Genomic DNA, 20,031 nt, shown 5'->3' with positions numbered 1-20,031 from the left:
TTTTTTTGATGACGACAGATTTAATACATAATAAGTAGGTTAAATATGACGGGTAATCTCCTCAGCCTTGCAATCTGGCTGCCCATTGTGGCAGGTTTGATTGTGCTTGCTACGGGTAGCGATAAAAATGCTCCTGCAGCGCGCTGGCTGGCGCTGATGGGCGCTTTGGTTTCTTTTTTGGTTACGATTCCGCTTTACACTGGCTTTGATACGTTTCACGGTGGCATGCAATTCACGGAAATGAAGCCGTGGGTTGAAAGCTTGAATATTAATTATCACCTCGGCGTAGATGGTTTATCTATGCTGTTTGTGATTTTGAATAGTTTTACCACTTTATTGGTGGTATTGGCTGGCTGGCAAGTGATTCAAAAGCGTGTGGCGCAATACATGGCTGCATTTTTGATCATGTCTGGCTTGATCAATGGCGCATTTGCGGCCATGGATGCCATTTTGTTTTACGCCTTCTTTGAGGCCATGCTGATCCCAATGTACTTGATTATTGGTGTCTGGGGTGGTGCTCGTCGTGTGTATGCATCGGTTAAGTTCTTCTTGTATACCTTGCTTGGCTCTTTGTTGACCTTGGTCGCGTTTGTTTATTTGTATTATCAAAGCGGTGGTAGTTTTGAGATTGCTGCATTCCAACGCTTGCCGTTGACAATGGGCGCGCAAACCATGCTGCTGATTGCATTCTTTTTTGCCTTTGCGGTGAAAGTGCCAATGTGGCCAGTGCATACTTGGTTGCCAGATGCTCACGTTGAAGCACCAACAGGTGGTTCGATGGTATTAGCTGCCATTACTTTGAAGCTGGGGGCTTATGGTTTCTTGCGGTTTGTATTGCCGATTCTGCCTGATGCTTCACGGGAGTATGCGTGGCTAATGGTTGCGCTATCACTGGTTGCAGTCGTATACATCGGTATGGTGGCTTTGGTTCAGACTGACATGAAGAAGTTGGTTGCTTACTCATCGATCTCTCATATGGGGTTTGTAACGCTCGGCTTCTTTATGTTTGGTGGAGTAAGTGGTCGTGAATTAAACTCTTGGGCCGTTGAAGGCGCTTTAGTCCAGATGATTTCACACGGCTTTGTTTCTGCTGCGATGTTCTTTTGTATCGGTGTGATGTACGACCGTGTACATAGCCGGAAAATCGCCGATTATGGTGGTGTTGCGAATAAAATGCCAATTTTCGCCTCGTTCATGATGCTGTTTGCTATGGCCAATTCCGGCTTGCCTGCTACATCTGGTTTTGTTGGTGAGTTTATGGTCGTGCTGGGTGCGGTTCAGATTAATTTCTGGTACGCGTTGGCTGGTGCAACGACGCTGATTTTTGGCGCAGCGTACACACTTTGGATGTATAAGCGCGTGATTTTTGGCGAAGTTGCAAATCAAAATGTTGCTGAGCTTAAGGATGTCAATAAACGTGAATTTTTAATTCTAGCGGTGTTAGCCATCGCAGTTTTAGGAATGGGTTTATATCCAGCACCGTTTACCGAGGTGATGCACCAGTCAGTGAATGATCTGATTTGGCAAGCTTCACAGACCAAGCTTAATTAATCCTTATTATAAGAAATAGGCTAGAACCATGACCTGGACCAGTCTTAATGCATGGGTGGCGGCACCAGAAATTTTCCTTCTGTGTGCAACTTGCGCCATTCTTTTGCTTGACCTTTTTATTAGTGATGCTAAACGGCATCTGACTTATGTAATGACCTTGGCTACTTTGGCGATCACTTTCGCTTTGGTGCTCATGGGGCATGAACCGCATTTGCGTTTCGCATTTAATGGCTTGTATTTGGTAGATCCAATTGCAGATTTTGCTAAGTTGGCAATGATTGTCGGTGTGGCTTTAGTGCTGATCTATGGTCGTAGCTATGCAATGGCTCGTGGGTTATTTCGTGGTGAGTTATTTACCCTGACCTTGTTCTCATTATTGGGAATGATGGTGATGGCGTCATCGGTCAATTTCTTGGCGTTGTATGTAGGCCTAGAATTAATGTCTTTGTCGGTGTATGCCTTGGTGGCTTTAAACCGTGAGTCATTTGCCTCGACAGAAGCTGCGATGAAATACTTCGTTTTGGGTGCTTTGGCTTCGGGTATGCTGTTGTATGGTGTATCGATGTTGTATGGCTCTACCGGTTCACTCGATATTTTTGCCGTGTCGCATGCAATTCAAGCAGGTCAAGCAAATAATCTATTGGCTGTTTTTGCCATCGTATTTATTGTTACGGGCTTGGGCTTTAAGTTTGGCGCTGTCCCATTTCATATGTGGGTTCCTGATGTTTATCAAGGGGCGCCAACGCCGATTACGCAACTCATTGCGTCTGCACCAAAAGCGGCTGTGTTTGTGTTTTCTTTGCGTATTTTAGCGCAGGCTTTAGAGGGCTTTGCGCCTGATTGGCGTGGCATGCTGATGGTGTTGGCGGTATTGTCGATGGGCTTAGGTAATATTACGGCCATCTCTCAAACCAACATTAAACGGATGCTTGGTTATTCAACCATTTCGCATATGGGCTTTGTCTTGTTGGGTCTGTTGGTCGCTAACCCTTTAGGTTATTCGGCGTCATTTTTCTATATCGTTTCCTATATATTAATGAGTGCTGCAGCGTTTGGTATCATTATGCTGCTGTCTCGGCAAGGTTTTGAGGCGGATCAAATTGATGATTTAAAAGGCTTAAATCAGCGTAGCCCGTGGTTTGCTGCAATGATGTTGTTTACCATGTTTTCTATGGCTGGCATTCCTATTTTCTTGGGCTTCTTTGCTAAGTTAGCCATCTTGAAAGTTGTTGTGGATATGGGCTTGGTTCCGTTGGCTGTGATTGCGGTGGTATTTTCTCTGATTGGTGCGTTTTATTATCTACGCATTGTTAAAGTAATGTACTTTGATGATGCTGTTGATTCATCGCCATTGATTGCTGGGAATGATGCCAAGCTCGTATTGTCGATCAATTGTTTGTTACTTCTCGTGCTTGGGTTTATGCCTGACGGTTTGATGAACTTACTTTCTGATGCTGTGTCACAATCATTTACTTCGCTACCTCACTAATGTAATGCAAAATTTTTTGTTAATTGTTGGGTTGGCTGCTTTGGCAGCTAACCTGCCTTTTTTTTCTGAAAAAATGTTTTGTTTTTGGAAAATGAAGGCTGCTACTAAGCCCTTTAGCTTGCGTCTATTGGAGCTTGGTGTTCTTTATGCTTTATTGGCTGGCTTTGCTTATTTTTTTGAGTCGCGTATCAGTCCGGTCCATTCGCAAAACTGGCCGTTTTATGTGAGCACCTTTGCGCTGTTTGTGGTTTTTGCTTGGCCGGGCTTTGTTTGGCGCTATTTTTGGCGAAAACCAGGCATTTAGTCATAAATAATATGGTTCTTTGCTTGCCAAAACGTTAAATGATATTTATTATGTTGCTTCTTTAGGCGCGTAGCTCATCTGGTTAGAGCGCTTCCTTGACATGGAAGAGGTAGTTGGTTCGAATCCAATCGTGCCTACCAATAATTCGAGATCAAATCTATGCAGTTAGTTACCACGACACCCTGTTTTATAGTTGGGTAGCCGTACGTAGATTGGATATAAAAGTGCGGCTAGGCCGCACTTTTTTTTTGATTTTTTTGAATGAATATTGTCTCGGCTTGCCGAGTAACTGATTTAGGCGATGAATATGCCAGCGATTACACTTCCCGATGGTTCAGTGCGTCAATATGATGCAGCAGTATCTGTATATGATGTGGCCCATAGCATTTCCCCCGGTTTGGCTCGCGCGGCACTGGCTGGTAAGGTCAATGGTCAATTGGTTGATACGCGTTATGTGATGGCGCAAGACGCGTCGCTCAATATCATTACGGATAAAGACGCAGAAGGGCTTGAGGTCATTCGCCACTCAACTGCGCATTTGTTGGCATATGCTGTGAAGCAGCTTTATCCAACCGCACAAGTTACTATTGGTCCTGTGATTGAAAACGGCTTTTATTATGACTTTGCCTATGAGCGTCCATTTACGTTGGATGATTTGGCTGCAATTGAAAAGAAAATGACCGAGTTGGTCAAAAAAGATATTCAAGTTGAGCGTTATGAGTTAAGTCGCGATGATGCGATTGCTTATTTCAAGGGCATTGGCGAAAACTACAAGGCTGAAATTATTGAATCTATTCCTGCGGATCAAGTGTTGAGCTTGTATCGCGAGGGGGATTTTACTGATCTTTGCCGTGGGCCTCACGTGCCATCAACCGGAAAGCTCAAAGTATTTAAGTTGATGAAAGTGGCCGGTGCTTATTGGCGCGGTGATAGTAAAAATGAAATGCTGACACGGGTATATGGCACAGCCTTTGCTAAGAAGGAAGATCTGGCGCAATACCTCCATATGCTTGAGGAGGCGGAGAAGCGTGATCATCGCAAATTAGGTAAATTGCTTGATTTATTTCATATGCAAGATGAAGCGCCGGGTATGGTATTTTGGCATCCTAAAGGTTGGACGCTTTGGCAAATTATTGAGCAGTACATGCGTGCTAAATTAAATCGCCATGGTTATCAAGAAATTCGTACGCCGATGGTGATGGATCGTACTTTGTGGGAAAAATCAGGGCATTGGGAAAATTATCACGACGGCATGTTTACTACCGAGTCCGAAAAGCGCGACTACGCGATTAAACCGATGAATTGTCCTGGTCACGTACAAGTCTTTAATCAAGGTTTGCGTTCGTACCGTGATTTGCCGTTGCGCTATGCTGAGTTTGGTTCTTGCCATCGCAATGAACCCTCAGGCTCTTTGCATGGCATTATGCGGGTGCGTGGTTTTGTGCAAGATGATGCGCATATTTTCTGTACTGAAGATCAAGTTCAGCAAGAAGCAGCTGCATTTATTGATTTGCTCAAAGAAGTTTATGCTGACTTTGGCTTTGATGATATTTTGGTTAAGCTTTCAACTCGACCTGAAAAACGCATTGGTACTGAGGCGTCTTGGGATCGCGCAGAGGCGGCTTTGGCTGCTGCTTTAGACTCAAAAGGCCTGGCCTTTGAGTACCTGCCTGGTGAAGGCGCATTTTACGGTCCTAAAATTGAATTTACATTAAAGGATTGCTTGGGCCGATTGTGGCAATGTGGTACTTTGCAAATCGACCCCAACTTGCCAGAGCGCTTAGGTGCTGAGTATGTTGGTGAGGATAATGCCAAGCATCACCCGATTATGTTGCATCGCGCTGTGCTGGGCTCTTTAGAGCGTTTTATTGGTATTTTGATCGAAAACCATGCGGGTGCGTTCCCTGCTTGGTTAGCGCCAGTACAGCTGGTGGTGATGAATATTTCTGAGTCTCAACGTGAATATGCGCAAAAAACGGCTGATTTATTGAATCAAAGCGGACTTCGTGCATCAGTGGACTTGAGAAATGAGAAGATTACCTATAAAATCCGCGAACATAGCTTGCAACGTCTTCCTTATCAGCTCATTGTAGGGGATAAGGAACGTGAAGCAGGTTTGGTGGCCGTGCGTAACCGCAGTGGTGAAGACTTAGGGCAAATGACAGTGGAAGCGCTGATTGCGCTGGTAAAAGCTGATTTGCCTAAGGTTTAACGCTTGCAGGTGCACGGTTTTGTTTTTGAATGACTTGGAGTAATAACAATAGCTGCTCAAGATAAAGGCCCGCGTATTAATGGTGAAATCACCGCGCGTGAAATTCGTTTGCAAGGTGTGGAAGGCGAACAACTCGGTATCGTCTCCCTGAATCAAGCCCTTCAACTGGCTGAAGAGGCAGAGGTAGATCTGGTAGAGATCGCGCCGAATGCTCAGCCTCCGGTTTGCCGATTAATGGATTACGGTAAATTCCGGTACGAAGAGGCTAAGAAAAAGCACGCTGCCAAGCTCAAGCAAAAGCAGGTACAGGTTAAAGAAATTAAGCTGCGCCCGAGCACGGATGAAAACGATTACCAAGTTAAATTACGTGGTGCAATTCGCTTCTTAAATGAGGGCGATAAATGCAAATTTACATTACGTTTCCGTGGTCGTGAGATGGCTCACCAAGAGATTGGTATGGCACAGCTCAAACGAGTTGAGGCTGACTTAGCTGAATTGGCTGTAGTTGAGCAATATCCGAAGCTCGAAGGTCGCCAGATGGTGATGATGCTTGGACCTAAGAAAAAAGTATAACGGGTTGGCGACTACACCTGTTAAAGCCAATGTAGTTATTGGCTGGTAGTCGCGGTGGGGTGGCGGGTATTAAGTTCGATTGGCAACAATAGACGCCCTTTTGCCTAATCTAATAAGCTCATTTGAGCTAAGGCTAGTTGGAGTAAGTAATGCCTAAAATGAAAACCAAGAGTAGTGCTAAAAAGCGCTTCAAAGTACTTGGCGGTGGTGGTGTAAAGCGTAGTCACGCTTTCAAACGCCACATCTTGACCAAGAAAACGACTAAAACTAAGCGCCAATTGCGCGGCACTTCTATGGTTGATGCAACCAATATGAAGTCCGTTCGTGCAATGATGCCTTACGCTTAACCCTAGGAGATAAAATATGCCTCGCGTTAAACGTGGTGTCACCGCTCGAGCTCGTCATAAGAAAGTCTTAGCCCTGGCTAAAGGCTATCGTGGTCGTCGTAAAAATGTCTATCGTGTCGCTAAACAAGCGGTAATGAAGGCAGGTCAATATGCATACCGTGATCGTCGTCAGAAAAAACGTCAGTTCCGTCAACTCTGGATTGCACGTATCAACGCTGCTTCCCGTGAGTGTGGTCTGGCATACAGCCGCTTCATGAATGGCTTGAAAAAAGCCGGTATTGAAGTTGACCGTAAAGTTTTGGCCGACATGGCAATCTTTGACAAGCCAGCTTTTGCTGCGTTTGTTGAACAAGCTAAAGCAAGCCTGACTGCTTAATCGGTACTGCCGGTAATGAGGGAGGCTTTCAGCCTCCCTTTTTTATTCACTTGTTTTTTCGTGAAAAATTTAAATTAAATGGGCTGCATCGCTTATTTAATTTAGCTTTTTCTCTCCTCACTACTTATCGGGCCTAAAACATGGTTGCAAATATGCAAGCCTTGCTTGACGCTGGTTTGGCCGCACTTGATGCGACAAATGATCCAGTTGAACTCGAAATTGTCAAAGCGCATTACATCGGAAAGCAAGGTCAGATCACCGCCTTGATGAAACTGCTGGCTGCAATGCCTGCTGATGAAAAAAAAGCGTTTGGCGCTCAAGTCAATCAAACCAAGCAAGCTTTTGAAGCCGCACTGAACGCCAAGCGTGATGGTATTGCTGCAGAAAAATTGGCAGCACAACTCGCCGCCGAAGCTTTGGATGTCTCGTTGCCCGGCCGTGGGCATGCGAAAGGTGGCTTACATCCAGTCACGTTAGTACAGCAACGGATTGAGGCTTTGTTCGGTAGCATGGGTTTTGCGGTTGCAGATGGCCCCGAAATTGAAAATGACTTTCATAATTTCGAAGCACTCAACATTCCAAAAAATCATCCTGCACGCGCGATGCAAGACACTTTTTATATTGAAAGTGAAGGCGAGCCTTTGGTATTGCGCACGCATACCAGCCCGATTCAAGTTCGCTATATGCTGGATAACGAGCCGCCCATTAAAATTATCGCGCCAGGCCGTGTTTATCGTGTCGATTCTGACGCGACCCATTCACCGATGTTCCATCAAATGGAAGGTTTGTGGGTAGAAGAGGGCGTGTCTTTTGCTGATTTAAAAAGTGTCATCGTTGACTTTTTGCGGCGCTTTTTCGAGCGTGATGATTTGGAAGTTCGTTTCCGTCCTTCGTTCTTTCCATTTACTGAGCCATCAGCTGAAATCGACGTGAAATGGTCGAAAGGCTGGATGGAAGTGGGCGGTTGCGGCATGGTGCATCCGAATGTTTTAAAAAGTGTGAATATTGATTCAGAAAAATATACCGGTTTTGCTTTTGGCATTGGTTTGGATCGATTTGCGATGCTGTACTACGGCGTGAATGATTTGCGGTTGTTTTTTGAAAACGACGTGTCTTTCTTGTCCCAATTCAAATAAGCGGAGCATCAATCATGCAATTTTCAGAACAATGGCTGCGTAGCTGGGTTAATCCAGCGCTTAATTCAGATGAACTTGCGCATTTGTTGACAATGGCCGGTTTGGAAGTCGAAGAAAATGAAGCCGCAGCACCTGCATTTTCTGATGTTTTTGTCGCTGAAGTACTAAGTGTTACCAAGCATCCTGATGCCGATCGCTTAAATGTATGTAGCGTCAATGTGGGTGAAGCTGAGCCACTACAAATCGTTTGCGGCGCACCGAATGTGGCCGCAGGCTTAAAAGTGCCGTGTGCTCGTATCGGTGCGGTTTTACCTGGCAACTTTAAAATTAAAAAAGCCAAAGTTCGCGGTATTGAATCATCAGGCATGCTGTGCTCGGGTGACGAGATGGGTATTGCTTCAGACATCGATGGTTTATATGTGCTGCCGAGCAATGCCCCTGTGGGTATGTCGATTCGCGAATTTTTGGCGCTTGATGATCGTTTGTTGACCTTAAAGCTCACGCCTAATCGTACAGATTGCTTATCGATTCGTGGTATTGCACGTGAAGTCGCAGCATTAACCCAATCAAGCTTAAGCCCTGTTGTAATTGAAACAGCAGCGATGAGTACCGATGCTGCAATTGCTGTTGCATTGAACGCACAAACGGCTTGCCCTCGTTATGCGGGCCGTCTTATTCAAGGCATCAACCAGGCTGCGACAACACCCGATTGGATGAAGCAACGGTTGGAGCGTTCGGGTATTCGTTCGATCTCGGCGATTGTGGATATTACAAATTACGTTTTGCTTGAGCTTGGTCAGCCAATGCACGCGTTTGACGCGGCTAAGTTGTCAGGTGGCGTACAAGTGCGTTTTGCTAAAGCGGGTGAGTCCATCACCTTGCTAAATGAAAAAGAATTGATGCTGACTGACGACTTGCTCGTTATTGCCGATGATCATGAAGTGTTGGCTCTGGCCGGCATCATGGGCGGATTGGCGTCGAGCGTAACGGAAAGCACTCAAGATATTTTCTTAGAATCAGCCTTTTTTGCGCCAGACGTCATTGCCGGTAAAGCGCGTCGCTTTGGCTTTTCTTCGGATTCGAGCCACCGTTTTGAGCGTGGCATCGATTTTGGCAATGTGCGCGAAGCGCTGGAGCGTGCTACGCAATTGGTCGTCGAAATTTGTGGCGGTCAAGTTGGCCCAGTGACGGAACAATTAACCACGTTACCAGCTCGCCTACCCGTTGCATTGCGCGTGAGCCGTGTGGCTAAAGTGCTTGGCATTAGCTTGCCTGCCGCTGAAATTATGGCGATGTTACAAGGCCTTGGTTTAGTATGTGAATTGTCTGCAGACGTGATTACTGTAACGCCGCCATCATATCGCTTTGATATTGAAATCGAAGAAGATCTGATCGAAGAAGTAGCGCGTGTTTTTGGGTATGACAATATTCCAGTGAGTCCATCGCTAGCGCGGATGAGCATGTTGCCGCAAGCTGGTGATCGCCGTAGCAAGAATGTTCTAAAATCGATTCTAGCTTCGCGTAATTATCAAGAAACCATTTCTTACGCTTTTGTGGAAGAAAAATGGGAAACAGATTTTGCAGCAAATAGTGCACCCATTCGCTTGATGAATCCAATTGCCAGTCAAATGAGCGTGATGCGCTCAACCTTGATTGGTGGTTTAGTCGCCGGATTGCAACACAATTTAAATCGAAAACAAGACCGTGTTCGTTTGTTTGAAGTCGCTCGCGTCTTTCAAGGCGTTGCGGCACATCAACAACCTGAACGAATTGCTGCGTTAGCATGGGGTAATCGTTTTGCCGAGCAATGGGGTGTAGCCAAAGAACGTGTTGATTTTTATGATATAAAAGCCGATGTTGAAGCGTTACTTTCGCCACGGGTTGCTGAGTATCGTCGAGTCAATCATCCGGCGCTTCATCCTGGTCGTTCCGCTGAAGTGGTGCTAGATGGCGAAGTAATCGGTGTGTTGGGTGAAGTACATCCGCAGTGGGTTCAGTCGTATGGTTTGGCTTTTGCACCGGTTGTTTTTGAACTTTCAGTTGCAGCATTGACGCAAGTGACGAAGTTGCAAGCGGAACCAATCGCTAAATTTCAAATTGTACGTCGTGATTTAGCATTGCTAATGGATGAGTCGCTCGCAGTAGGAAGCTTGCTGTTAGCATTTGAAAGTTTAAAATTACCTATTATTTCATCAGTAGAAGTTTTCGATGTTTATCGCGGTAAGGGTTTGCCAGATGGCAAAAAGAGTCTTGCATTCAAAATCTTGCTGCAAGATACTTTAAAAACTTTGACCGACGAAGAAATCGATATAGCAGTAGCAAAATTACTCCAGAAGGCAGAGGAATGCGGCGCGATCTTGAGAGCATAATGCAGTACGAAACAAGCACATTAACACTGACAAAAGCAGATCTTGCCGATATGTTATTCGACAAGGTGGGTTTGAATAAACGCGAAGCCAAAGATATGGTGGAGTCTTTTTTTGATGAAGTTCGTGCTTCATTATCAGAAGGCGATACCGTCAAATTATCTGGCTTTGGCAATTTTCAACTCCGTGATAAACCGCAACGTCCAGGACGTAACCCTAAAACCGGCGAAGAAATCCCAATTTCTGCGCGCCGCGTGGTTACATTTCATGCAAGTCAAAAGCTGAAGGGAATGGTCGAAATCCACTATGCAAAGCTCCAGCAGCGTTATTCCAACCAGTGATTTGCCATCAATCCCAGCAAAACGCTACTTCACCATTGGTGAAGTTAGCGAATTATGTGGTGTAAAACCCCATGTTTTGCGGTATTGGGAGCAAGAGTTTACGCAACTTAAACCGGTGAAACGGCGTGGTAATCGACGCTACTATCAGCACCATGAGGTGCTGCTAGTTCGACGAATTCGCTCTTTGCTTTATGAGCAAGGATTTACCATTAGTGGGGCGCGTAATCAATTGGGTGTGTCGATGGCTGAAGTTGGCGACTATGGTTGCGGTGAAGTCAGTTTGACCGAAGTTCGTCATGAGTTAGAGGATTTGCTAGCATGGCTTGAACAGTAAGTTTGTTTGAGTTAATATACGGCCTCTCGGAATATAGCGCAGCCTGGTAGCGCACTTGGATGGGGTCCAAGGGGTCGCGAGTTCGAATCCCGCTATTCCGACCAATCAAATCAATGGGTTACAACTTCACTGTTGTAGCCCATTTTTTTTACCTGCTTTTTCTGTGATTCGGCAAAATAGAGCACGTCATTCTGTCATCGGCCCTTGAAGGACGTGTATCGCTTTAACTCGGTATAAAAATTGTATTTATTTAATCTGGAGCCACTTTAAGTGGTCGAGTTGACTTGTGTGTCGTTTTTTAAATACAGCATTGCCGCGCATTCTAGCCCTTGGGTGAGCTGAAGTTTTTGTGGTTTCTTGTCGGTAGGCGTAAGTTTACGTCTGGATTAGTAAGATGCTGTAGAAGTGAAATGTTCTCTATAAAAGATATGAACTGGCTAAATAGGCCAATCTTGCGCTGATTTGCCATTGGCATAATAGAGCGCCCATTGCTTACGTTTAGCTGACTTTTGCCGACTATTGAGTTGGTACTGAGCTGACCTAGGGATAGCCCTAGGCTTGTTAAACATGAGTTTGATTCGTAGCATGAAGTTTGTTTCTCAACGACAGAGCATCGGGCTTTGGGTTGTGGTGAACCATAACAAGACGGGAGATTTAGATGAATATTTCGCTGCCACGGGCTAGTTGTCCACTTGCTGTTTTGCTGCTGACCTCTTTACTCGCCGCATGTGGTGGCGGAGGTGATGTCAGCATCCCACCGGACACCCGCAATATTAAAGAAGTTGTTTCCTTTGGTGATAGCCTCAGTGATGTGGGCACGTATAACCCGACGACAGCCGATGCCGATACGACGAATGATCAGCCACTGGGTCTGCGATTTACCACTAAGCCCATCCTCAAAGTCGACGGTAAGCCAGATCAGCCCACTCCGGGGGTTGTTTGGACTGAAGTGCTGGCAAATGAATATGGTTTATATCTCATTCCAAATCGTTTAGTTAATTTTAGTGGCATTAACCCAGCGACTGGCGCACCTGTCGGCACTGCTGGCTCTATGGGTAAAATTTATGATTTTGGTGGCACCGCTTATGCTGAGGGTGGTGCAAGAATTGAAACTGAGCTCACGGTCAATGCCAAAGGTCAGCCGATTAATAATGGCCTGATTACAGTGGCACCTGGCGTTACATATCAATCGGCAACGGCATTATCAATCAAAGGCCAAATCGCCAAATACAAAGCGGCGCGTACCAGCTTTAATCCGAGCCAGCTGGTATTGATTCAAGGCGGTCCAAATGATTTCTTTGCTTTCTTAGGAGGGGTTGCCGAAGGTAAGATCGACCCCGCGACGGCTCAAACTGAAATTAGCAAGAATGCATTGGCCATGGTCACTCAAGTGAAAACACTGGTTGCGATGGGCGCGACCAAAGTGGTGTATGCCAATATGCCCGATTTGGGGGTAACGCCACAGTTTGCATCGACGCCATTAAAAGGCTTGGCCACTTCGATTTCGACGGCTTACAACCAAGCGGTTGCAGCGGGTTTAGCGAACGAAATCGCCGCGAAGCAAGTGCTGGTTTATAACACCGCAGGACTCGTGGCTACGGCCATTTCTAGCCCGGCAAGTTTTGGTTTGGTCAATACCAGCGCCATGGCGTGTAATAACGATGCAACGCCATCCGCGACGCCTTTACCGCCGAGTGTCGATCCAAGCAAAGTCTCTGCACTGACATGTAATCCTAAAACCTTGGTGGCAGTGAATGCAGATATAAATTATCTGTTTGCCGATGGCGTTCATCCTTCGGTTGCTGGGCACACGGCTTGGGGTAAAGCCGCCGCTGCGACGGCGATGGCTGCTGGGTACGTTAAGTAATTTTTTAGCGTATAAAAAACCGCGTTCGGCTTAAGGCTTGACGCGGTTTTTTTATATTTAGAATGCGGCTCAATCAGCGTTTTGCCTTTACCTTGCTCGGGATAAAAATTAATTTGCCGAAAATCTGCAAGCAGCTTTGTTGGGATGGTAATCATTATTGCGGAGTATTTGGTGGTGCAACTTGCTAAGTATTACGCTGCAATTACGTAGTAATTTTTGTGCTATTCAGGCGTGTTATTTTGTTGGAAATAGCGAGGTAGATGGCGTGAGCATTGATTTTTATCAATGCTGCAGTGCAACATAAAGAGGATCTTGACGAACTTGTCTTTATCTTTTTGGAGTGCATCATGTCACATCACGAACTAGAAAACCTCGCCCTCACGCAACATATTGTGCCGCAGCAACCCCTCTGGATTGAACTTTGGTTGGCGTACGTAGATGGTGAGGTCTAAGGCTGTAATTCGTCTCGACCTCACGTTGCATTAAGATGTGGGGTTGTTGCGAGGACGTCTTGTCCTCGGCGCAAAATCAAAGAAGTATTGATGCCGCCAAAGGCAAAATTATTGCTCATGGCATATTGGCAATTGAGTTCACGCCCAGCCACTGGTAGATAATCGAGTGCACCGCAAGCGGGGTCAACGGTATCTAGGTTGACATTACCTGCGTACCAGCCCCGATTGAGCATTTCGATGGTCATCCATGCCTCTAGTGCGCCGCATGCGCCCAGTGTGTGGCCAAAATATCCCTTGAGTGAACTAAAGGGGATTTGCTCACCAAAAACGCGGTAAGTCGCTTGGCTTTCCGCAATATCACCTTGATCAGTGGCGGTGCCATGTGCATTTACATAGCCGATGTCGCTGGCATTGAGTCCTGCATTGGCCAGCGCTAGTCGCATTGCCACTTCCATGGTGGCGGTTTCAGGCCGAGTCACATGCGCGCCGTCTGAGTTACAGGCAAAACCGACAATCTCGGCATGAATCCGCGCGCCGCGCGCCAGCGCATGTTCGAGTTCTTCTAAAATCAGCGTACCTGCGCCTTCGCCAATGACCAGCCCATCACGATGCGCATCAAACGGGCGCGGCGTGGTGTGTGGCGCATCGTTTTGGGTGCTGGTGGCATAAAGCGTATCAAACACCATGGCCTCGGTGGGGCATAGCGCTTCAGCGCCACCGGCAATCATCATCAGTTGCTGACCATATTTGATCGCCTCATAGGCGTAACCAATGCCTTGGCTGCCCGAAGTGCAGGCGCTCGATGTGGGGATGACACGACCTTTTAATCCAAAATACACCCCAATATTGACCGCCGAAGTATGACTCATCATCCTGAGGTAAGAGTTGGCGCTTAGGCCATTAACATCTTTTTCGATCAGCGCATAACCAAATTCGCGCACCGCATCGGTACTGCCAATGGACGAGCCATAGGCCACGCCCATGCTGCCATTTTGAATCAGCGGATTGCCCAGTAAGCCAGCATCCGCCAGCGCGTATTCGGATGCCAGTACTGACATTTTGGCCACGCGGCCCATTGAACGGGTTTGCTTACGGGTATAGTGCGCTGGCAGCGCAAAATCAGGAATAGGGCCTGCCAACAAGGTGTTAAGATCTTGGTACTGCGCCCAGTCATCCATGCGGCGGATGCCGGTCTTCCCTGCGCGCATCGCAGCGGCAATGGTTGGCCAATCACTGCCCAAAGAAGAGATGCCGGCCATGCCGGTAACAACAACTCGTTTCATTTACGTCTTTACCTAGGTAGTTAAACAAAAGTTTTTGCTACATTAGCCAAAAATACATTAGCCAAAAATACATCTGCCATAAAACTTTTGTATCAACGAATCAACGAATCAACATAATCCGCCATTCACTGCAATCACTTGCCGCGTGGTATACGCTGCACCCTCGCTCATCAAATAACTCACCGCCGCCGCAACTTCTGCGGGCTGGCCCATTCGCCCCATAGGGATCATTTTTTTAATGTCTTCTAGTGCTGGCAAATCTTGAATCATCTCGGTTTCGATCAGTCCTGGGGCGACGCAGTTGACGGTGATTTTTCGGCTGGCCAATTCGAGTGCTAATGCCTTACACGCGCCGATTAAACCGGCTTTAGCGGCGCTGTAATTGACTTGCCCGCGATTGCCAATCATGCCCGATACCGAAGCAATCGCCACAATCCGCCCAGGTTGCCGCCGGCGTATCATGGGCATGGATAGGGGGTGCAGCACATTATAAAAGCCATCCAAATTGGTACTGAGCACCCGATCCCAATCGTCATCTGTCATCGCCGGAAACGCCGTATCCCGCGTAATGCCAGCGTTGATAATCACGCCGTATGGCGCGCCATGTGCGGCCACATCGTCTTCAATTGCCGCTCGGGTTTGCGCGCGATCGGTTACGTCAAAGCAGATCAATCGCGCTTGCCGGCCTAGCGCGATAATCTGTTGTTGCAGCGCAAGCACGCTGCTTTGATTGCGGTGGTAATGCAAAATCAAATCAAAACCATCGCTGGCTAATTTGAGCGCCATGGCGCGGCCAAGGCCACCGCTGGCGCCGGTAATTAAAATTGTATGCATGGTTTTTCGCTTAATTGCTTAAAAAGTCGCTCGGGTTTTCGGGTTGAAAGCCATTAATCCGCGCCGTAACTTCAATGGCTGATTCATCCCTTGCCACGCCGCTCACGGCCGCGGCAAACACGACCATGCCATTATCGCCCTTGATGACTTCGTTGACGTGAACGGTGAGCTGTGTACCGGGTTGAAAGCAGGGCACATTGCTCTCAAAGCGGCGCGTGCCCAACAAAAAACCAATTTTGGGCGCTTGGCCGCTACGCCGCGCATGACAGCCATCAAGGGCGGCAATGGCTTGGGCCATGTATTCAATCGCCACATAGGCCGGCACAGCACCGCCGAGCGCTGGATCATTAAATAGGCCATTGGCTGGCACGGTGAGCGCTGCAGTCAGGCTGTGTGCATCAAATTCAAGGATGCGATCGAGCAAAATCATCGGCGCAGCATGGGGCAAGACCTCATGCGGTAAGTAGTGTGGGTGGGTCATGTCGGAACTCGCTGCAAGATCAGGCTGACATTATTGCCGCCAAAGGCAAAAGAATTACTCATTGCGGTGTGCAGCGGATAGCGTTGTCCCGCTTGCGCCCAGTTGAGTTTGGGTAAGGCGGGGTCAAATCCGTCATCGCAACCGTTATCGTTCAGGGGCGCGGGCAGTTGCTGCAAAGGGTTGAGTGCGGGCTGCAACAGCAGCCAGCAAAATGCCGCTTCAATGGCACCGGCTGCCCCAAGGGTATGTCCTGTGAGCGATTTGGTACTGCTGCTTGGCGGCAAATACCCAGCAAATACATCGTGAACTGCCAGGCTTTCCATTGCGTCATTTAATGGCGTTGCTGTGCCATGTAGATTCAGGTAATCGATGTGTTTGGCCGCCAATGCCGCATCGTTGAGCGCGGCACGCATCGCCGCGACTGCGCCATGTCCTTGCGGATGGGGGGCTGAAATATGATGCGCGTCGCTACTGGCGCCGCAACCGATGAGCTGCACAGGACCGGGTTCTCGGCTCATCAGCATCAGCGCGGCTGCTTCGCCGATATTAATGCCATCGCGCTTAGCATGAAACGGCTGGCATTGCGTTGCACTGATGGACGCTAGTGCTGCAAAACCATTGAGGGTGAGTTGGCACAAGCTATCCACTCCGCCGCAAATCACTACATCGACCAGATTCATTTGAAGCAGTCGGCGCGCGGCCATAAAGGCTCGGCCACTGCTGGAGCAGGCCGTCGAAATCACATACGCTGGGCCTTGAATCTGATACAGCTCGGCCAAAAACCGCGCCGGATCGGCCATTTCTTGGCGTAAATAACTGTAGTTTTCGGGCGCAGCTTCGCCACGCGCAAGCGCGGCCATCGCCGCTTCGCTTTCGGCTACGCCCGAGGTGCTGCTGCCTAAAATAATCGCCACGCGCGCCGCGCCAAAGCGCGTAATGGCAGCGCGAATTTCGGCGTCAATTTGTTGGCTGGCGGCGTAGAGTAGTTGATTGTTGCGACTGTGAAATTGCGCCCATTGCGGCGGCAACTTGGGTAATTGCGCCGTCACCGCGCCAATCATAGTCGGGCGATCAATCAGCGTACTCGGCGCTGGCGTCAAGCCATGTTGACCAGCTAGCAGTGCGGCCATCGTTGCGGCGTGGCCGATACCGAGGGGGGATATCAGCCCAAGGCTGTTTAAATACGTGCTCATTCGGGCAATACCTCAATACTTAACCCATACTCGGGGCGCTTCAGCTCAATTTTACCGGCGCTATGGCTGACCTCGGCGTATTTTTTGCCGCGATACCACCAATGCGTAACGCCGTTTTCACGGTGACGTTGCCAGTGCGCTGGCAGTACCGCATCAAGCGGCGCGTGGGTGATTTCAAAATCACGCCAGACCGCGTCCAGTGGAATTAGTTTGGGCCACCAAGGGCCAGCCTCGGTGATGAGTTGATCGCCAACACGGGTCAGGCTAAATAAGCGTTGTCCGGTTGGGCTAATGGCCACTACGCGCAAGGTTTGGCCGTCACTTTCGACTCGGGCGGTAAAGGCCAATGTGTGCTCGCCGCTGTTGATGGTCAGTAACTCGCTTTGCGCCAGCGGCGTAAATTGCGCCACTGGCAGCAAAGGCGCGTGACTGCACGCCAGTAACAAACTGCAGAGCAAAGCGATGCTCAGCCGATACAACCACGGCATGAACCGAGCGTTTTGGGCTGACGCAGACGGTAGATCACTATTAAACAGCATGCTGCTTCTCACTCTGCAACGGTCGTTCATCCGGATGATTGGCCGCTGGGGCCAGTCTGGCCATTGGCGCAAAAATAAACGCCAGCGTAATGCCGAATAACACCATCATGCCAAACGATTGCGCAGCCGGTAGGCTAGACATGGCCAGCAGCCCAAACGACAGCAAGGTGGTGCTTGAATCGAGCGTGACGCCGAGCATCGCTTGATGCGCTTCTTCGCCGGACTCGCGAAAGAAAATCGCGTAATCAATACCCAGTGCCAGTACGATCAGCAAGGCAAAGGCAGAAAAGATGTTTAAGGCAATACCCAGTATGCCAAACAGCGCCAACGCGCCCAGTGCCGCCAAAACCGACGGTAAAATAATCAGCACTGCCCCGCGCCAGCCATGCCGTGGCGTCATTAACGCCGCCATCAGTAACAAAGACAACGCGGTGAGCAGCAAGGCAATATTGCGGTAACGCGCCATGAGCTCGGATAAATCGTTCACTCGATCGACAAAGCGCACGCCATCGAGTGAAATACCCGCCAGCGCGGCTTTATTTTGGATATTGGACACCAAGAGCAAAGAGGCAAAACCGCGTTCAGTTTGCCCCAGCCAGAGCATCGCATCGGCACGGCCCAAATCGCTCTTAAGCCATTGCTCGATATTGACCGGCTGTGCTTGTGCTAATGCGATTTGATCGGCGGCAATGGCTGCCTCAGATAAGCCCAATTCACGTAGCCAAGCGCTGTATTGCGGTGCCGAAAGCGCCGTTTTTAAAACGTGCAGATGCCGCGCTTGGCTGGCGATATCGGGCAAATGCTGCGACAACGAGCGGGTGGCGCTGATGGTGTTATTGGCCAGCAATGGGCTGAGTTGGGTTAGTAGCGCTTGTTCACGTTGCAAAACTTGGTCTGCGCTGCGGCCTTCAATCAAGAAAAATTGACTCTCGGGCGCATGGCGAAACAAGGTTTTGATGCGCAGCTCCATTTGGCCCAGCGCTGGATCAACGGTGTAAAAACGCTGTAGATGATCATCGGCGCGTAATTGGCTTAAGCCATAGAGCAGGGGAATGAGCAACAGAATAAGGTATTTTTTGCTGGGTATACGCGTATAGGCTTTAAGCAATAAATTAGTCAGACGCATACCCTTGGTATTGGGGCGGTAGTTTTTTAGCAAAGTCGGAAAAGCCAGCACCACGGTTAAATAGGCGGCGATTAATCCACTGGCAGAAAAAACGGCAATTTCTCGCAAGCCCGGAAAAGGCGCGATGGCCAGCGCCAGATAGCCCGTGATGCTGGTTAACATGCCGTAAAACAGCGCTGGGCGTAATTGCTGGACGGCTTGGGCGATGGTCCAATCTTGGTCAGCGCCCAGACTATCGGCAAAGCAATGCGTGCCGTAATCAATGGCCACACCAATCAAGCTGGCACCAAACACCAAGGTCATCACATGCAAGCTGCCCATGATCGACACCGTACTAACAATCGCTACGCCAGTGGCAATCAGTAAGGGCAGTAAGCACAGCGCAATCGCCCAAACGCGCCGAAACGCCAGCCACATCAGCAAAATCGAGCCGATCCATGAACCGACGCCAATGCGGCTGATTTCTGCTTTGGCTTTTTTGCTGGCCAGATCGCTATGCAGCGCCACGCCAGCGGCAATGGCATCCACGCCGCTGGCCATTTTGGCGCTATGGATGGCGGCATTTATCGCTTTCGCGGTTGGCGCTGGGCCGGTTTTTTGTGGCCCGCTTTCATCTGACGCGCTGTCGTCAAAGGCGCGGGTGTTGCTTTTGGCTTGGATCAGTACCCAAAATTTGTTTTCACCGCGCAGCAATACCATGCCGCTGGCCGGGTCAAAATCAACGCCGCCGGCGACTTGGCGGCCGATTAAATCGCCCGCCAAAAACAGCGGATCGCGCGCCAGTAGCGCGCTGCGTAAATTGCCCAGTGGCCCGTAGAGTTGCGCCGCTTGTGCTTGTAAATAAGCGTCCAGCGTACCGTGTTGCAATTGCGCAATGGTGGCTGGGCTCGCCAGTGCGTAGCGAAACGCCGTGGCGCTGGCCAATGCATCATTGCGCGGTTGGCGCAGCACCACGCTGGCAAAAGCCCTCGATTGCGTCAAGCTATTGGCCGCTTGCTCGGCGGCGGCCATGGCCGCTTCGCGGGTAGGCGCGCCGATCAGCAGTACATTGCGCTCGCCCAATTGCTGCTCCAGTTGCTGCACAGCGGCCAGCACCACCGGATCGCTCTCGCCAGCCGGTAGCATCGCCATCAAATTGGTTTGCAAGGGCAAGCCGCGTTGCAACAGGGTTGCTAGCAAAATACCCAGTATCAGTATGCCGCTGCACCATATATAAAATCTTGATTT

Annotated in this window: 18 protein-coding genes and 2 tRNA genes; 14 read left to right on the top strand and 6 right to left on the bottom strand. The window is 48.8% G+C overall.

Annotated features, from left to right (window positions below; all coding sequences use genetic code 11):
- Positions 1 to 45: 45 nt before the first annotated feature.
- The 14 genes from LG219_RS03525 to LG219_RS03460 all read left to right on the top strand — a co-directional run bounded on the left by LG219_RS03525 (position 46) and on the right by LG219_RS03460 (position 12,896).
- Positions 46 to 1,551, top strand: coding sequence for an NADH-quinone oxidoreductase subunit M (locus LG219_RS03525; protein ID WP_226763150.1), 1,506 nt, complete (start codon positions 46 to 48; stop codon positions 1,549 to 1,551).
- A gap of 28 nt (positions 1,552 to 1,579) precedes the next feature.
- Complete coding sequence (gene nuoN, locus LG219_RS03520; RefSeq protein WP_226763149.1) at positions 1,580 to 3,040, top strand: NADH-quinone oxidoreductase subunit NuoN; 1,461 nt, start codon at positions 1,580 to 1,582, stop codon at positions 3,038 to 3,040.
- Positions 3,003 to 3,344 carry a DUF2818 family protein gene (locus tag LG219_RS03515; RefSeq protein ID WP_308444065.1) on the top strand — a complete coding sequence of 114 codons (342 nt, stop codon included), beginning with the start codon at positions 3,003 to 3,005 and terminating at the stop codon, positions 3,342 to 3,344. The genes nuoN and LG219_RS03515 overlap by 38 nt, the downstream gene beginning before the upstream one ends.
- Positions 3,345 to 3,407: 63 nt before the next feature.
- Positions 3,408 to 3,484: transfer RNA gene (locus LG219_RS03510), tRNA-Val, on the top strand.
- A 167-nt stretch (positions 3,485 to 3,651) separates the two neighbouring features.
- A complete protein-coding gene (thrS, locus tag LG219_RS03505; RefSeq protein WP_226763147.1) occupies positions 3,652 to 5,556 on the top strand; it encodes a threonine--tRNA ligase in 1,905 nt (634 codons plus the stop codon).
- A 42-nt stretch (positions 5,557 to 5,598) separates the two neighbouring features.
- Positions 5,599 to 6,129, top strand: coding sequence for a translation initiation factor IF-3 (gene infC / locus LG219_RS03500; protein WP_173534697.1), 531 nt, complete (start codon positions 5,599 to 5,601; stop codon positions 6,127 to 6,129).
- Positions 6,130 to 6,278: 149 nt separating this feature from the next.
- On the top strand, positions 6,279 to 6,476 hold the full coding sequence (gene rpmI, locus LG219_RS03495; RefSeq protein ID WP_173533778.1) for a 50S ribosomal protein L35: 198 nt from the start codon (positions 6,279 to 6,281) through the stop codon (positions 6,474 to 6,476).
- A 16-nt stretch (positions 6,477 to 6,492) separates the two neighbouring features.
- Complete coding sequence (rplT, locus tag LG219_RS03490) at positions 6,493 to 6,852, top strand: 50S ribosomal protein L20 (RefSeq protein ID WP_226763146.1); 360 nt, start codon at positions 6,493 to 6,495, stop codon at positions 6,850 to 6,852.
- Between the two features lie 140 nt (positions 6,853 to 6,992).
- Entirely contained in the window at positions 6,993 to 7,988 is a 996-nt protein-coding gene (gene pheS, locus LG219_RS03485) for a phenylalanine--tRNA ligase subunit alpha (protein WP_182075092.1), read from the top strand.
- Positions 7,989 to 8,002: 14 nt separating this feature from the next.
- Positions 8,003 to 10,357, top strand: a complete 2,355-nt coding sequence (gene pheT, locus LG219_RS03480) for a phenylalanine--tRNA ligase subunit beta (RefSeq protein WP_226763144.1) — start codon at positions 8,003 to 8,005, stop codon at positions 10,355 to 10,357.
- On the top strand, positions 10,357 to 10,695 hold the full coding sequence (locus LG219_RS03475; RefSeq protein ID WP_182075091.1) for an integration host factor subunit alpha: 339 nt from the start codon (positions 10,357 to 10,359) through the stop codon (positions 10,693 to 10,695). Before pheT ends, LG219_RS03475 begins: the two co-directional genes overlap by 1 nt.
- Complete coding sequence (locus tag LG219_RS03470) at positions 10,661 to 11,029, top strand: MerR family transcriptional regulator (protein ID WP_226763143.1); 369 nt, start codon at positions 10,661 to 10,663, stop codon at positions 11,027 to 11,029. Before LG219_RS03475 ends, LG219_RS03470 begins: the two co-directional genes overlap by 35 nt.
- Positions 11,030 to 11,056: 27 nt before the next feature.
- Positions 11,057 to 11,133 (top strand) — tRNA-Pro (locus tag LG219_RS03465).
- A 554-nt stretch (positions 11,134 to 11,687) separates the two neighbouring features.
- Positions 11,688 to 12,896, top strand: coding sequence for an SGNH/GDSL hydrolase family protein (locus LG219_RS03460; RefSeq protein WP_226763142.1), 1,209 nt, complete (start codon positions 11,688 to 11,690; stop codon positions 12,894 to 12,896).
- 472 nt (positions 12,897 to 13,368) lie between these two features.
- On the opposite strand, the gene LG219_RS03455 is transcribed toward LG219_RS03460, so the two are convergent.
- From LG219_RS03455 to LG219_RS03430, 6 genes are all read right to left on the bottom strand, one after another.
- Positions 13,369 to 14,631, bottom strand: a complete 1,263-nt coding sequence (locus tag LG219_RS03455) for a beta-ketoacyl-ACP synthase (protein WP_226763141.1) — start codon at positions 14,629 to 14,631, stop codon at positions 13,369 to 13,371.
- Between the two features lie 108 nt (positions 14,632 to 14,739).
- A complete protein-coding gene (fabG, locus tag LG219_RS03450) occupies positions 14,740 to 15,465 on the bottom strand; it encodes a 3-oxoacyl-ACP reductase FabG (protein ID WP_226763140.1) in 726 nt (241 codons plus the stop codon).
- Positions 15,466 to 15,475: 10 nt separating this feature from the next.
- Positions 15,476 to 15,946 (bottom strand): hotdog family protein, encoded by a 471-nt coding sequence (locus LG219_RS03445; RefSeq protein WP_226763139.1) that lies wholly within the window; start codon positions 15,944 to 15,946, stop codon positions 15,476 to 15,478.
- Positions 15,943 to 17,139 (bottom strand): beta-ketoacyl-[acyl-carrier-protein] synthase family protein, encoded by a 1,197-nt coding sequence (locus LG219_RS03440; protein WP_226763138.1) that lies wholly within the window; start codon positions 17,137 to 17,139, stop codon positions 15,943 to 15,945. The genes LG219_RS03445 and LG219_RS03440 overlap by 4 nt, the downstream gene beginning before the upstream one ends.
- Complete coding sequence (locus tag LG219_RS03435) at positions 17,136 to 17,627, bottom strand: DUF3261 domain-containing protein (protein WP_226763137.1); 492 nt, start codon at positions 17,625 to 17,627, stop codon at positions 17,136 to 17,138. Before LG219_RS03435 ends, LG219_RS03440 begins: the two co-directional genes overlap by 4 nt.
- Positions 17,628 to 17,667: 40 nt before the next feature.
- Complete coding sequence (locus tag LG219_RS03430) at positions 17,668 to 19,983, bottom strand: MMPL family transporter (protein ID WP_226763136.1); 2,316 nt, start codon at positions 19,981 to 19,983, stop codon at positions 17,668 to 17,670.
- Positions 19,984 to 20,031: the final 48 nt, after the last annotated feature.

Source organism: Deefgea salmonis (genome assembly GCF_020531905.1).
Lineage (GTDB): Bacteria > Pseudomonadota > Gammaproteobacteria > Burkholderiales > Chitinibacteraceae > Deefgea > Deefgea salmonis.
Note: the sequence above shows the minus strand (reverse complement) of the source record. Positions and strands in the feature narration are given on the sequence as shown.